A 13,202-nucleotide genomic window follows, 5' to 3' on the forward strand; every position below is an offset into this window, starting at 1 on the left:
TCCGTGGCGCGAAGTGACCACTAGATGGTGTCCCGGAGCGCGGGCGGGTGCCCTAGCGGCGCTTCGCCTTGCGGCGCTCCGCCTTCTCGCGCTCCCGCTTCTCCTTCGCAGCCTGCAACTGGGCGCCGCGCGAGTTCGGGTTGAGCTTCGGCTTCTTCTTCTGCGCGGGTTGCGTCCGCTTCTGCGGATCGCCGCTCCCGGATCCAGCGCCGCCGCCCGCAGCCCCGGCGCGAGCGCCCCCTGCGCCATCACCCGCTGCGTCGACGGTCCGCGACGACCTGGCCGTGCGGCCGCGCATGACGCCCGCGAGATGCTGCATGTCGGGAGCATCGCGTTCAACAGGCCAGCTCGCCCACACGGTTCCGCCGACCACCGGGTCGGAGATGCGGATCGTGAGGTGCTGGTGCTTATCGGTGATGTGCCGGGCCAGGGGTGCAGGCATGAGGATCCCGCCGAGGCCAGTCGCAACGACGTCGAGGGCGGCCGTGATATTCGCGGGCATCCATGCTGGGTCTGCCCACGGCTCCGGGGCCGGCCACGCCGGAGAGTGATTGGGGTGATCGAGAATGCGTACGTCCGCGAGCTCGGCGAGCGAGATTGTCTCGACTCCGGTGAGCTCGTGCCCCTTCGGCAGCACAATCGCGAGGGCCTCGTCGTACAGGCGGAGTGCGTGGTGGGTGCGCGTGGCGTGATCCTCGGTTCCGACCGGAACCTGCCCGGGAGCCGTGCGCTCAAGCAACATGTCGAAGTCGGAGGCGTTCCCCGGGCGCCCGTAGGGTCGCGGGAACGGCACGATGCTGAGCGGCTGGGGAGACACCGCCCGCCAGCGCTTCCCCCACTTGCTCGGCGCGACGCCTCGGGTGAAGCCGAGCAGGATCTCGGGAATTGCGGGTGCTTCTTCGTTCATGGTTGCCTCGTTCACAGCATCACGTCTGCGTAGATTTCGTGGGTGTAGGGGAGCCTCGCCGCTGACAGCGCAATGCGGTAGTCCTCGGCAGACGCCACCCGTCGGAGGGGTGTTCCCTCTTCGCGGTAGTGGGGCAGCGCCGGCCGCTCGTGCCCCTGCGGTGGCAGCCCGCTGGCGGGCACCACTCGCCACCAGGGCACCGCGTGGCCGTACAAAGCCATGACTCGGCCGACCGCGCGCGGGGCCTCCGAACCGATCGCGAGGCCGACATCACCGTACGTCATGACGCGGCCGGCGGGGATGCGCTCGACAACCGCGAGTACGGCTTCGGTGAAATCAGGATCTGGCACAGCAGTAAGCCTACGCCCGCCGCTGGCCGTTCACTGCCGAACCGGCCAGGGTTGGGCGGCGTCGGCAAAGCACGGCAGAACGCAGAGCGCCTCGAGCCTCCGGCTGGGACCGGTGGATCGAGGCGCTCTGGGTAGGTGGGCGGGTGCGTGCGCGCGAGCTAGATTCCTGAAACGCCCAGGAGCTTGCCGATCGTGTACGTTGCGGCGACGGCGATCCCGCCGAAGAGCAGCTGCCTGCCCGCGCCAGCGAGCCAATTGCGCTTCGTGGTGGTCGCGGCGAGTGCGCCTGCGAGCAGCAGACCCGCGCCGCCGAAGGCGAGTCCGACCCAGAGGTTTCCGAACCCGAAGACGAACGGGATGATCGGAATAAACGCGCCGACCGCGAACGACAACAGCGATGAGAAAGCCGCAACCCAGGGCGAGGGGCGGTCGTCGAGGCTGAGGCCGAGCTCGTGGGCCAGGTGGACACGGACGGCGCTTTCGGTGTTCGCGTGGACCTGGGAGGCCGCAATGTCAGCGGTGTCTTCGTGCATGCCGAGGCGTGCGAAGAGCGCGGAGAGCTCGGCTTCCTCACCGACAGGATTGCGGGAGTGGGCCTCCCGCTCGATGCGGACCTCGGCGTCGAGCTGCTCGTTTGCCGTACGCACCGAGGTGTATTCGCCAAGGGCCATTGAGATCGCGCCGGCGATGAGGCCGGAGATTCCGGTGATCGCGACGATCGTGGTGGATGCTCCTGCCGCGGCAATACCGGCGATGAGGCCGATATTCGACACCAGGCCGTCCATCGCGCCGAAAACGGTTGCGCGGAGCCAGCCTGACGAGACATCGGCATGGCGATGGTCGTACTCGTGTGGGCGGGAGATATCTCGCTGCGGGGGCGGGGCGTTCACGCGGGCCTCTCTGTTGGATCGTAGCTGGCACACAGATCGGGATCGTGATGTGCGGCCGAACTGTTGCGCAAAGGGCTACGCTAACAGGGAATTTGCGTGAGGGAATAGCCCGAATGCGACCTCGGATATGCGAGCTTTCGGAGTTCGGAGGGGCGAACTCGATGGGCGTCGGAACCGTTCTTACAACACGGTGATGGAGGTTGCCTGCCACCTCCCTCGGAAGACCTCGAAGCGGAGCGCGACCGCTCGTGCGCGGCTCGGGGTCATGAGCACCACTGAAGCTTCAATCACCCTGAGTGCGGGGGCGGTGGCCCGCACTCGCACAACTGAGGGGACGACGCGACGGTGATCCCGAAAGAGCGTGCGCCGCTCGACGTTCAACGAGCGCAGTCCCGCAAGCTCATCGGCGACTTTGGCCGTGATCCACTTCCCGAGCTGTCCCACCTGGCGCGTTCCCTCGACTACCTCGAATGCAAACACCGCGATCCTCCCGATGATGCTTGAATCGAGCACGGGGCGGAGCCGCGCCGCCGGCGAGGCCGCGTCAGGTGGTGCGGGGGCTGGGAGCGGGGCAGGGGCTGGGATCGCATCGCGAGCCTGTTCATGGTCCACTCCGTGTGCGTCGACCGCCTGCAGCCGTCTGTACGGCTCATTGCGTGGTGCATTGCGCGGCTCACTGCGGGGATGCTCGTGCGGCTGCTCGTGCGGCGTGGCGAGTTGGGCGGAGGAGGCAAGCGGAGAACTCATAGGCTGACTTTCTCTGTGGGGTTGCGCACACGCGGCCCCCAGCCGCGACTGAGTAGTGGTTAGTCAGATTACGCGCGTGCCATAATCGAAGGTCAAGTGTTGCATGCGTCGTGGTGGTCTGCTTGCTGCTTTTCTGTCGCCTGGCGCGGTCAGATGAGCGGCCCCGTGCCCTAGGCTTAGAGCGTGGCAACCCTTCGTAATCTTGCAACCAAGTACTCGGATCTCACCCAAGACGAGCTCGAGTGGCTTGAGCTGCTCGCGCTCGATTTGCCGCTGCTCGCCGACGTGGCGCTCAGCGACGTTGTGCTGTGGGTCCCGTCAGAAAACGGAGACTATCTCGCCGTCGCGCATAGCCGCCCCGCTGGCTACATCACGCTGTTCTACCGCGACGTCATCGGCGACTTCCTGCGGCCAGAATGGCGTGAGGTCGTCGACCAGGCGCTCGAGACGGGCAAGCCTGCCGCCTCCACATCTCCCGCGTGGTACGAAGAGAACCCGATGCGGCTTACGGCCTACTCGATCAGCCGCCGCGACGGCCAGGGCAATGTCTACGGCCCCTTCGCGGTCGCGACTGTTCACACCAGCGCGAATGACGCACAGCATGCTTCGCGCATCGCGGCTTCCTTCCGCGAGGTCGGGTCTGATCTGCTCGGCATGATCCAGACCGGCGCATTCCCGAACCCCGGCGGCATGGGCGGCCAGCAGGGTGCCCCGCGCGCGACCGACGGCCTCGTACGCGTGAACCTCGAGGGCATCGCGACGTTTGTGAGCCCGAACACGCAGACCACCTTCACGATGCTTGGCTACCGTGACGAGATCGAGGATCAGAACTTCTCCGAGGTACTCTCCGAGGTACTCAAGGGGCAGTTCGACACGAACGAGTCGCTCCCGCTCATCAGCCAGGGCAAGGTCGCCAAGCGCACCGAGATCTTCGCACGCGGGCTCTCGGTCGCGATGCGCTCGATCCCCGTCTACCGCGACGGCGAGCGGATCGGCGGCGTGATCCTCACCCGCGATGTGAGTGAACTGCGGCAGCAGGCACAGGAGCTCATCACCAAGGACGCGACGATCCGCGAGATCCACCACCGCGTGAAGAACAACCTGCAGACCGTGGCGTCGCTGCTGCGTGTGCAGGCTCGGCGTGCGCGCAGTGAGGAAGCGAAGCAGGTGCTCGGGCAGGCGATGCGCCGGGTCGCGGCGATCGCCGTCGTGCACGACACGCTCTCGACGGGCCTCGCGCAGATCGTTGACTTCGATGTGGTCTTCGAGCGCGTGCTCGGGCTCGCCGCCGAGGTTGCGAGCCTGCACGGCACCACCGTGCACCCGCGCAAGGAGGGCTCGTTCGGTGAGCTGCCCTCTGAGTATGCGACGCCGCTTGCTTTGGCGCTCACCGAGATCGTGACGAACGCGGTTGAGCACGGGCTCGCGGGGCGCGAGGGCGAGGTGTTCATCCGGGCGGATCGGACCCCTGAACGTCTCACCGTCGAGGTCATCGACACCGGCACGGGCCTGCCTGGCGGGACCGTCGGTGACGGGCTCGGAACGCAGATCGTGCGCACGCTCATCGAAGGTGAGCTGGGCGGCTCGATCCACTGGGGCGCCGACGTTGCCGGCGGCACCCGGGTGGCGATCGATATCCCGCTGCACTGGCTCGCGGCTCAGACGCGGCCGATTCCGAAGGTCGAGCGCTAGCGGGGCGCTGCCCCGGCCCTGACTTCGCCCCGCCCCATCCCGTCCCGTCCGGCCCCGTCCGCATCCATCCTGACCCTTGTTTTCCTAGGTGAGGCTTTTCGTGCCTGTGCAAGGGTCGGAATAGATTAAACGGGTGGTGAAGGATCGCCTGGGTGCCTGGGTGCCTGGGTGCCTGGGTGCATCGTGCTGTTGCTGGGCATGGGCCAAGAAGCGGGGCATGCGGGGCTGCCGCGCGGCTGTCTAACTCGCGGGTTGCGCTGCCTGGAGAGGGGCTTCGCCCGCATCTATTCCGACCCTTGTGTTCTTGGATGAGGCTTTTCTTGCCTCTGCAAGGGCCGGAATAGATAACTCGGGGGCGTGGGGATGGGGACGGGGCGCTGCGTGCGAGAGTCAGCGGCGTTCGCGGGAGCTCCGCACGAGCACAGCGACGCCGACGCCGAGCAGGAGCACGCCAAGGCCGAGGATCGTGGTGATGAGCCAGGCGATTGGATCGACCGAACCGCCGGTGGCCTGCACCGCGACATAGGCGCAGAACACCAGAATCAGCGCGCCCCACACAATCGGCCCCGTGCGTGGGCTGGGCTTTGCCTGTCGCTGCTGTGCCTGGAGAGGCTGCTGCGCGCCAGGCGGTGTTGGCTGCGGCGTTGGCTGCGGCTGCGCCTGCGCGGAGTGCGGGGGAACCGGTGCCGATGGGGCCTGCGGAATGTACGCAGACGTTTCGGGGAACCCCGCAGCGTGAGGCACGGGAGGAACACTCAACGGAGTGGTAGCGCCAATAGCGTCAGTGGGCGTGGGCGTGGGGGCGGGTGAGGGCACGACAGCGCCAAAGTGGTCAGCTGCGCTCGCCGCATCACCCGGCTCGGCAGGCTCGGCAGCGCCAGCAGCCGCGGTGTCGCGTGGCAGCTCGTCGGGGTTGTGCTCGGTACTCATCGTGCGAGCTCCTTCTCTAGCTTCGCGATCTCGTCGCGGGTGAAGTCAAGCGTATTCTCGAGACGCTCCTCGCGCACGTCACTCAGGCCGCCTTCGCCGAGCTCGGCGCGGATATCTCCTGCCTCCTCGCGGAGTTCTGCGAGTTCAGCGCGAAGCTCGGCCCGCCTCTCAGCCTCAGACCCCGCGCCATCATTCGAGATCGCGCCGGTGTTCGACCCGCCAGAGCTCACCCGTGAACCTGAAGCGTCTTCGATTCGAACGCTTCCAGCGAGCATGTGAACGGTGACGCGGGTTGCGACCTCAGACGGGTCCTCGCGGGTATCGATCGTGCGTGAGAGCAGAGGGCCCGCGACTGAAGAGGGTGTCTGCTCAACCTTCGAAGCGTCCACCGAACCGGCGAGAAGCCTCACGGTCACCACGACCGGCGCGGACTCGGGGAGCGTCACCACGGACCTGCCCGCCAGGTGCCACACATCGAGATCGTGGGTTCCCGCGGTGCCGTCGAGTTCGGTGAGGTCGAGCTCGCTCGTTCCCGCAAGAAGCACGCTGGCTGGCGCCGTCATACCGACCTCGATGACGCCGAAGGGTTGGAACTTGCTGCCCGGGGGGAGTACCGAAGTGAAGAGCAGCGCGACCACTCCACAGGCGGCAAGAAAGCCGACCCATCCGGTGCGCCGCCCACGAACCCCCGCGATGATGAGCGAGGTCGCGAGAACAGCCGTCGCCGCAATGAGCGCCGCAGTGAGCACGAGCTGCGAGTTCAGCGCGAGGTCGAAGGCGATGAATGCTGCGCCTCCAGCCGCGAGCAGCGCGAGGGCGAGCGTGATCACGACGTGTGCCGCGCCGAGCTTGGTGAGCTCGTGCTGAGCGGCGTACTTGGCGCTCCAGTCGTCGGCTTGTTTGCTCACGTCTTCGCCCCAACGTGCCGCCTGTTCGCTCACGCGTTCAGCTCCTGCAGTGAGCCGTTCGGTCCACTCCTGGGGAGGTTGCGGGGAAGACGGGGCTGACGTCCAGCTGGCATCGCTCTGCGCGGGCTGTGGTGCAGATGATCCAAAGGAACCGGGCGCAGTCGCCTGGGCGAACGCGGCGGGCGGAACGGTCGCCTGAGGGCCAGTGGGTAGAGGATCGGTCACCGGCGGAGCCGACGCTCGAGGAGCCTCGGCGTGAGGATCCGCCCACTGCGGGCCCGTCGTTGGAACACCCGTCGTCGGCACCCCCGCCATGGGCACACCACCCGGCATCGGAGTCCCCGGCATCGGAGTCCCCGGCATCGGAGCCCCGGGCATAGGAGCCCCCGGGGCTGCGCCGCTAGCGGCCTCTTCGCGGACCCGCTGGCCGCGCTGCATGATCGCACGGCTCACCAGGTAGCCGACGCCGGCGATGACCGCGATCCAAGCGAAGACAGCGATGGTGGTCGACATCCAGTCAGGAACGCCGATCGCGTTCCATAGGCTCCAGCCACCGAACACGGTGAAGCCGAGCAGCCGGAAGAACACCGGAAGGACTACGAAGATTCCGACCGCGACAGTAGCTACTACCGCCGCGGTCCCCGCTCGCCCCCGGAATACCTCCTCCAGGTGGATGCGCCCGCCCTGATCGGGCAGCAGCAGCCAGCCTGCGAGGTAGAGCACGATGCCCGGCCCGCCAAGAACTGCGAGCACCACGAAGATGCCGCGCACGATGATCGGGTCGATCCCGGCACGCATCGCAATGCCGCCGGCAACGCCGGCGAACCAGCGGTCACCGCCGCGGCCAATGCCGAGGCCGCGGATCCAGCGGAAGAAGCCCGCACCGAAGGGCGCATTCTGAGGTGCGCCGCCGGGGGCGGCACCTGAGGGAGGAGGTGTCTGGTTCATGCTTCGAGTCTGCCGTGGGTGTGTGGTCTGGGGCTATGAGGGTTCACCCTGATCGAACCCTGGTTCGTCCCCCTGAGTGAGAGATATCAGGGCTTGGGGTGATTTGATGGACACATGATCAGCACGAATCCGCCGCAGCGCACGCTCACGCGCTCACCCTCGGAGCGCCTGCTGGGCGGAGTGTGCGGCGGGCTCGCGGAGCACCTGCGGATGCCAGTGACAGCGGTGCGAGTCACCATGCTGCTGCTCACCCTCGCGGGCGGCGCAGGCGCGATGCTGTATCTCTGGCTGTGGGGCACGGTGCCGCTGGGCGACAGCTCCGGTGGGGTTGCGCCGCTTCGGAGCGCGCTCACCAAACCGGCGGGCTCACGACCCGCCCCGCGCACGGCGTCGCAGACGACGCGGACATCTCCAACGGCTTATACAGCGCATACAGCCCAGACGTCCCAGGCGACTCAGCCATCGCAGGCAACTCAGGCAACTCAGGCAACTCGGGCATCCCAGGCAGCCCAGGCGCCTCAGGGGCCAGTGACGGCGGCGCCATCTAGCCAAGCGACGGGGGATCCGGCGGCGCTCGCCGCAGTCCCGGGTACCGCAGTCCCCGGTACCGCACTCCCCGGTTCCGCATTCCCAGGGCCAGCGGTCGCAGCAACCCCCGTTTCTGCGATCCCCAAGCCAGCGACGCCCAAGCCCGCGTTCGCCGAGCCCGCGTTCGCCGAGCCGGCGGCCTCCGGGTCGCCTGCGGCCGCCGCGAGGCCGGTCGGGATCGGCCGCTGGCCCGTCGCCGAGCTCCTCTTCGGGGCCTGTCTGCTGCTCGTCGGGGTGCTCCTCGTGCTGCAGCAGTTCGGGGTGCAGCTCAGGTTGACCGTGGTGTTGCCGGGGCTCGCGGTGCTCGTCGGGGTTGGGTTGACGTGGTGGCAGATCGCCGACCGGAATCGACCGGATGCGAACCAGGTGCCGCGCGTGCTCGGGGCGCTCGCGCTCGTCGCGGTCGGGGTGCTGATGTTCTTTGTGACGGCGGAGAACCCGAGCGTGTGGACGGTGATTGCTGCCGCGCTCGCATCGCTCGCGGGCGTCGCCCTCGCGATTGCGCCGTGGCTGCTCCGGCTGAACCGGGAACTCGTGGCCGAGCGTGCTGGCCGCGCGCGGGAGGCCGAGCGGTCGGAGATCGCCGCGCACCTGCATGACTCAGTGCTGCAGACGCTCGCGCTGATCCAACAGCGATCGGAGCCGGGCAGCGAGGTCGCCCGCATCGCGCGCGGTCAGGAGCGGGAGCTGCGCGAGTGGCTGTTCCGGGCAGCCGACGGGGGATCCGCTGCGCCTCGCGAGACCGCGCTCGAAGAGCTGCGCGCGCATGCCGCCGCGCTCGAAGAAGCCCACCCGGTGAGGTTTGAGACGGTCGGCGTCGGGGCCGAAGTCGCCGTCCCCGAGCCGATTGTCGCCGCCGCGAAAGAGGCCATGCTCAACGCCGCGCAGCACGCCGGTGGTGAGGTCACGGTGTTCGCGGAGGTAACTGCCGCCCGTGTGTCGATCGACGTGACGGACCGCGGCCCCGGCCTCGACCCCGAACACCTGCCGGAGGGCCGCATGGGGGTTCGCGACTCGATCCTGGGCCGCATGGCGCACGCAGGCGGAACTGCGAGGATTGTGCCGGGGCCGGGCGGCAACGGGACCTCGGTGCGGCTTGCGATGCCGCGTGAACAGAAGCACGATCCTGCGCCAGGCGCAGAGACAGGGGCGACCGCGTGAGCGAGATAACGAGCGAGCGGATCCGCGTGGTGATCGTCGACGACCACCAGATTTTCCGCACGGGGCTCCGAGCTGAGCTTGGCCCTGAGATCGAGGTGGTCGGCGAGGCCGCGACGGTCGACGAGGCTGTCGCGGTGATCCCCGGGCTCGCGCCCGATGTGGTGCTGCTCGACGTGCACCTGCCCGGTGGGGCTGGCGGCGGCGGGGCAGAGGTGCTGCAGCGCCTCGCGGGGTCGGCCACGCGCTTCCTCGCGCTCAGTGTCTCGGACGCGGCGGACGACGTCGTCAGCGTGATCCGTGCCGGTGCGCGCGGCTACCTCACGAAGACCGCGTCTGGCGCGGAGGTGACGGCCGCAGCGCTTCGCGTGCGCGGCGGCGACGCCGTGTTCTCGCCGCGGCTCGCGGGCTTCGTGCTCGACGCGTTCGGCACGGGCCTCGGCGAGACCGCTGCCGCGGACGACGAGCTGGATCGGCTCACCGCCCGCGAGCAGGAGGTCATGCGAATGATCGCGCGCGGATACGCCTACAAGGAGGTCGCGGCGGAGCTGTTCCTCTCGGTGAAGACCGTCGAGACGCATGTCTCGAGCGTGCTGCGCAAGCTGCAGCTGTCGAACCGCCACGAGCTCACCGCCTGGGCCCTGTCGAAGCGGCTGCTGTAGCGCTCAGGGCGCACTAGGCCCAGCCCGGCACCCACAGGTGCCAGCGCCAGAACCCCTCGCTCACCGGGGTCCCTGACCAGACCGGGAAGAACAGCAGCGACACGATGATGGCGGCCGCGATAAAGATCCAGATCGCGATCCTGCGCCCCGCGACCGTCTCCCGGTCGCCCCGCCGCCGGTACAGGAACCCGATGACGAGCGCGAGCGCGAGCGCCGAGAACGGGGTGAGGACGACGGCGTAGAACTGGAAGACCGCGGATCGCGAGAACGTGAGCACCCACGGTAGCCAGCCCGAGAGGTAGCCGGTGAGCACGAACGCCGCAGCGTAGGCGCCTGCCCCGAGGAGCCGTCTGCTGCGCACCAGCTGCCGCGGGCGCCTTAGCGCGCGCACGAGCCACCACCCGAGTACGAGGAGCGCGAGCACCCCGCCCCAGGTGACGAGCAGGTTCGGCAGGGGAGAGATCACCGAGACGAGGCCGTCGTCGAGTTTCTCGTGAAACATGGCGGTCGGCTTGAGCCCGAGCGGCCACGTGAGCGGGTGCGCCTGGTAGGGATGCGGGGCAGACAGCGTCGCGTGCCACGCGAGCATGTCGGCGTGGTACTTCCCGAGGCCCGCGATCCACGTCCCGTCGCCGCGGCCCCAGCCGCCCGAGGTTGCGATCCACCCCGCCCAGCTCGCGACGTAGAACGCCCCCGCGGTCGGGAGCGCGACGAGCCCGGTCGCGAGGGCCTGCCGCGCCGCGCGACCCCACGCCCGCGCCGGGCTCGCGTGCCGGTGCACGGCGAGGTCAGCGGTGAGGCCGAGCGACCTCCTGGCCTCGTTCGCCGCGACCACGCGCACGAGCGTATCCCGCGCCGCCGTGAGCAGCAGGAAGAACGCGAGCGGGTAGAGCCCCGACCACTTCACAGCGGCCGCGCCCCCGAACGCCACCGCCGCGGCGAACAGCCACGGCCGCGCCCACAGCACATTCACGCCGAGCCGAGTGAAACGGGTGCGGGCAACGACCCACTCGTGATCGCGCCACATGCAGAGCGCGCCGAGTACCACGAAGAAGGTGAGCACACCGTCGAGCAGGCCGACGCGCGTGAGTACCACGTGCACGCCGTCGAGGGCGAGCAGCAGCCCGGCGAGGATCGCGACGCCGCCGGAGCGACTGATCCACTTCGCGAGCAGCATCGTCAGCCCGACCGTCGCAACGCCCGTGAGCGCCACCCCTGCGCGCCAGCCCCACCCGGAGTCGTCGCCGAAGACGAGCAGGCCGAGGGCAATGATCCACTTGCCGAGCGGCGGGTGCACCTCGAACGACGCCTCCCCGGTGGCAGCCGCCCCCATGAGCGGATCATCGTCCGGCCAGACGGTCGGGAAGCCGTGCGCGAGCTGCGTGATCGCGTCGCGCACGTAGTAGATCTCGTCGAACACGAGCGTGCCCGGGCGGCCGAGCGCCCAAAAGCGGAGGATCCCAGCCAGCGCAAGCACAGCGAAGACACCGACGGCGGCGAATACGCGGGAACGCCTGTGCAATCTGACGGGCATGTGCCCAGCCTACGGCTAGCATGGGAGTGTGATCACACGGCTCAGCTCATACTTTCTCAAGACTCTGCGCGAAGACCCCTCTGACGAGGAGGCCCGTAGCCACAAACTGCTGCTGCGCGCCGGCTACATCCGGCGCCAGTCGCCAGGCGTGTTCGCGTGGCTGCCACTCGGCCTGCGGGTGAAGGCGAAGATCGAGCAGATCGTGCGCGAGGAGATGGCGGCGGCGGGTGCCCACGAGGTGCACTTCCCCGCAATGCTGCCGCGCGAGCCGTATGAGGCGACCGGTCGTTGGGAAGAGTACGGCGACGATATGTTCCGCCTGAAGGATCGGCACGGCGCCGACCACCTCCTCGCCCCCACGCACGAGGAAGCATTCACGGTGCTCGTGAAAGACATCGTCACCTCGTACAAGGATCTGCCGCTGCAGCTCTTCCAGATCCAGGACAAGTACCGCGACGAGGTGCGGCCCCGCGCGGGCCTGCTGCGCGGGCGCGAGTTCACGATGAAAGACGCGTACTCGTTTGACACCACCGACGAGGGCCTGAACGAGAGCTACCAGAAGCAGCGCGACGCCTACGAGCGCATCTTCACTCGCCTCGGTCTCGACTACGTGATCGTCTCGGCTGACGCCGGTGCGATGGGCGGGTCGCGCTCCGAGGAGTTCCTGCTGCCGATCGCGATCGGCGAGGACACCTTCGTGCGCTCGGCCGGCGGCTACGCGGCAAACGTCGAGGCGTATGCGACCCCCGTGCCCGAGGCGCTCCCCATCGAGGGGCTGCCCGCGGCCGAGGTCTTCGACTCGCCCAATACTCCGACGATCGAGACGCTCGTCGCCCACGCGAACGCGGTCATGCCCCGCGCTGACGGCCGCGCCTGGGCCGCCGCAGATACGCTGAAGAACGTCGTCCTTGCGGTGACCGATCTCGAGGGCGAGCGCTCGCTCGTCGTCATCGGCATCCCGGGCGACCGCGACGCGGATATGAAGCGCGTCGAGGTTGCCTTCCCGAACTGCGAGGTCGAGCCCGCAAGTGCCGCAGACTTCGCGAAGCACCCGGGCCTCGTCAAGGGCTACATCGGGCCGGGAACCGCAGATGCCTCCGTGCTCGGGCTTGAGGGCTCGAGCGGCGTGCGTTACCTGCTCGATCCCCGCGTGGTGCCCGGCACCGAGTGGGTGACCGGCGCGAACGAGCACGAGAAGCACGTCGCGTTCCTCGTCGCTGGCCGCGACTTCACCGCAGACGGCGTCGCAGACATCGCGACGGTGCGCGAGGGCGACCCCGCGCCCGACGGCTCGGGCCCCATCGAGACCGCCCGCGGCATGGAGATCGGCCACGTCTTCCAGCTTGGCCGCAAGTACGCTGAGGCCCTCGGCCTGAAGGTGCTCGACGAGAACGGCAAGCTTGTCACCGTGACCATGGGCTCGTATGGCATCGGCGTCACCCGCATCCTCGCGGCGCTCGCCGAGATCAACAACGACGACCGCGGTCTCGTCTGGCCCCGCAACATCGCGCCGTTCGACGTGCATGTCGTTGCGACCGGTAAGGATCCCGCGATCCTCGAGATCGCCGAGTCGCTCGTGGGCACGCTCGCCGCCAGCGGCGTCGAGATCATATTCGACGACCGCCCGAAGGTGTCGCCCGGCGTGAAGTTCGGCGACGCCGAGCTCATCGGGGTGCCGCGCGTGGTCGTCGTCGGCCGCGATGCCGCAGAGGGCTTCGCCGAGGTGTGGGATCGCGCGGCAGGCACGAAGGAGAAGGTCGCGCTGGCGGAGGTGCCCGCGCTCTTCTCCTAAGGCTCGCTGCTCTGGGTTCGGTCTGGGATCGACGCTCGCCGTGCCACTTCCGTGAGGGGGTGGCGTAGCCAGCGTCGATCCCAGACGCTTTCTACC

At 68.6% G+C, this 13,202-nt stretch carries 11 protein-coding genes; 4 read left to right on the forward strand and 7 right to left on the reverse strand.

The genetic code is table 11. The annotated features are described in order from the left end of the window. Positions 1 to 52: 52 nt before the first annotated feature. The 4 genes from ACI1US_RS05360 to ACI1US_RS05375 form a co-directional block, all read right to left on the reverse strand. Positions 53 to 907 carry a LysR substrate-binding domain-containing protein gene (locus tag ACI1US_RS05360; RefSeq protein WP_461638764.1) on the reverse strand — a complete coding sequence of 285 codons (855 nt, stop codon included), beginning with the start codon at positions 905 to 907 and terminating at the stop codon, positions 53 to 55. Positions 908 to 918: 11 nt separating this feature from the next. Beyond that, the gene (locus ACI1US_RS05365; RefSeq protein ID WP_461638766.1) at positions 919 to 1,257 is read right to left on the reverse strand and encodes an MGMT family protein; all 339 of its coding nucleotides are present in this window, start codon (positions 1,255 to 1,257) and stop codon (positions 919 to 921) included. A 158-nt stretch (positions 1,258 to 1,415) separates the two neighbouring features. Continuing rightward, positions 1,416 to 2,147 carry a VIT1/CCC1 transporter family protein gene (locus ACI1US_RS05370; RefSeq protein ID WP_461638768.1) on the reverse strand — a complete coding sequence of 244 codons (732 nt, stop codon included), beginning with the start codon at positions 2,145 to 2,147 and terminating at the stop codon, positions 1,416 to 1,418. A 180-nt stretch (positions 2,148 to 2,327) separates the two neighbouring features. Then, positions 2,328 to 2,894, reverse strand: coding sequence for an Rv3235 family protein (locus ACI1US_RS05375; protein WP_461638770.1), 567 nt, complete (start codon positions 2,892 to 2,894; stop codon positions 2,328 to 2,330). Between the two features lie 183 nt (positions 2,895 to 3,077). Between ACI1US_RS05375 and ACI1US_RS05380 the strand changes: the two genes are divergently transcribed. After that, a complete protein-coding gene (locus ACI1US_RS05380) occupies positions 3,078 to 4,586 on the forward strand; it encodes a sensor histidine kinase (protein WP_461638772.1) in 1,509 nt (502 codons plus the stop codon). Positions 4,587 to 4,976: 390 nt separating this feature from the next. Here ACI1US_RS05380 and ACI1US_RS05385 read toward each other — a convergent pair whose 3' ends face one another. Further along, complete coding sequence (locus ACI1US_RS05385; protein ID WP_461638774.1) at positions 4,977 to 5,516, reverse strand: hypothetical protein; 540 nt, start codon at positions 5,514 to 5,516, stop codon at positions 4,977 to 4,979. Beyond that, on the reverse strand, positions 5,513 to 7,372 hold the full coding sequence (locus ACI1US_RS05390; RefSeq protein WP_461638776.1) for a PspC domain-containing protein: 1,860 nt from the start codon (positions 7,370 to 7,372) through the stop codon (positions 5,513 to 5,515). Before ACI1US_RS05390 ends, ACI1US_RS05385 begins: the two co-directional genes overlap by 4 nt. Before the next feature lie 114 nt (positions 7,373 to 7,486). Between ACI1US_RS05390 and ACI1US_RS05395 the strand changes: the two genes are divergently transcribed. Next, positions 7,487 to 9,121, forward strand: a complete 1,635-nt coding sequence (locus ACI1US_RS05395; protein ID WP_461638778.1) for an ATP-binding protein — start codon at positions 7,487 to 7,489, stop codon at positions 9,119 to 9,121. Then, entirely contained in the window at positions 9,118 to 9,780 is a 663-nt protein-coding gene (locus tag ACI1US_RS05400) for a LuxR C-terminal-related transcriptional regulator (RefSeq protein ID WP_461638780.1), read from the forward strand. The genes ACI1US_RS05395 and ACI1US_RS05400 overlap by 4 nt, the downstream gene beginning before the upstream one ends. Before the next feature lie 13 nt (positions 9,781 to 9,793). Here ACI1US_RS05400 and ACI1US_RS05405 read toward each other — a convergent pair whose 3' ends face one another. Next, positions 9,794 to 11,314 carry a phospholipid carrier-dependent glycosyltransferase gene (locus ACI1US_RS05405; protein ID WP_461638782.1) on the reverse strand — a complete coding sequence of 507 codons (1,521 nt, stop codon included), beginning with the start codon at positions 11,312 to 11,314 and terminating at the stop codon, positions 9,794 to 9,796. A 28-nt stretch (positions 11,315 to 11,342) separates the two neighbouring features. On the opposite strand from ACI1US_RS05405, the gene ACI1US_RS05410 reads away from it, so the two are divergent. After that, positions 11,343 to 13,106: a proline--tRNA ligase gene (locus ACI1US_RS05410; RefSeq protein WP_416549870.1), complete on the forward strand. Its 1,764-nt coding sequence runs from the start codon at positions 11,343 to 11,345 to the stop codon at positions 13,104 to 13,106. The last annotated feature ends 96 nt before the right edge of the window (positions 13,107 to 13,202 follow it).

The organism is Leucobacter sp. BZR 635, from assembly GCF_048061935.2.
Taxonomy (GTDB): domain Bacteria; phylum Actinomycetota; class Actinomycetes; order Actinomycetales; family Microbacteriaceae; genus Leucobacter.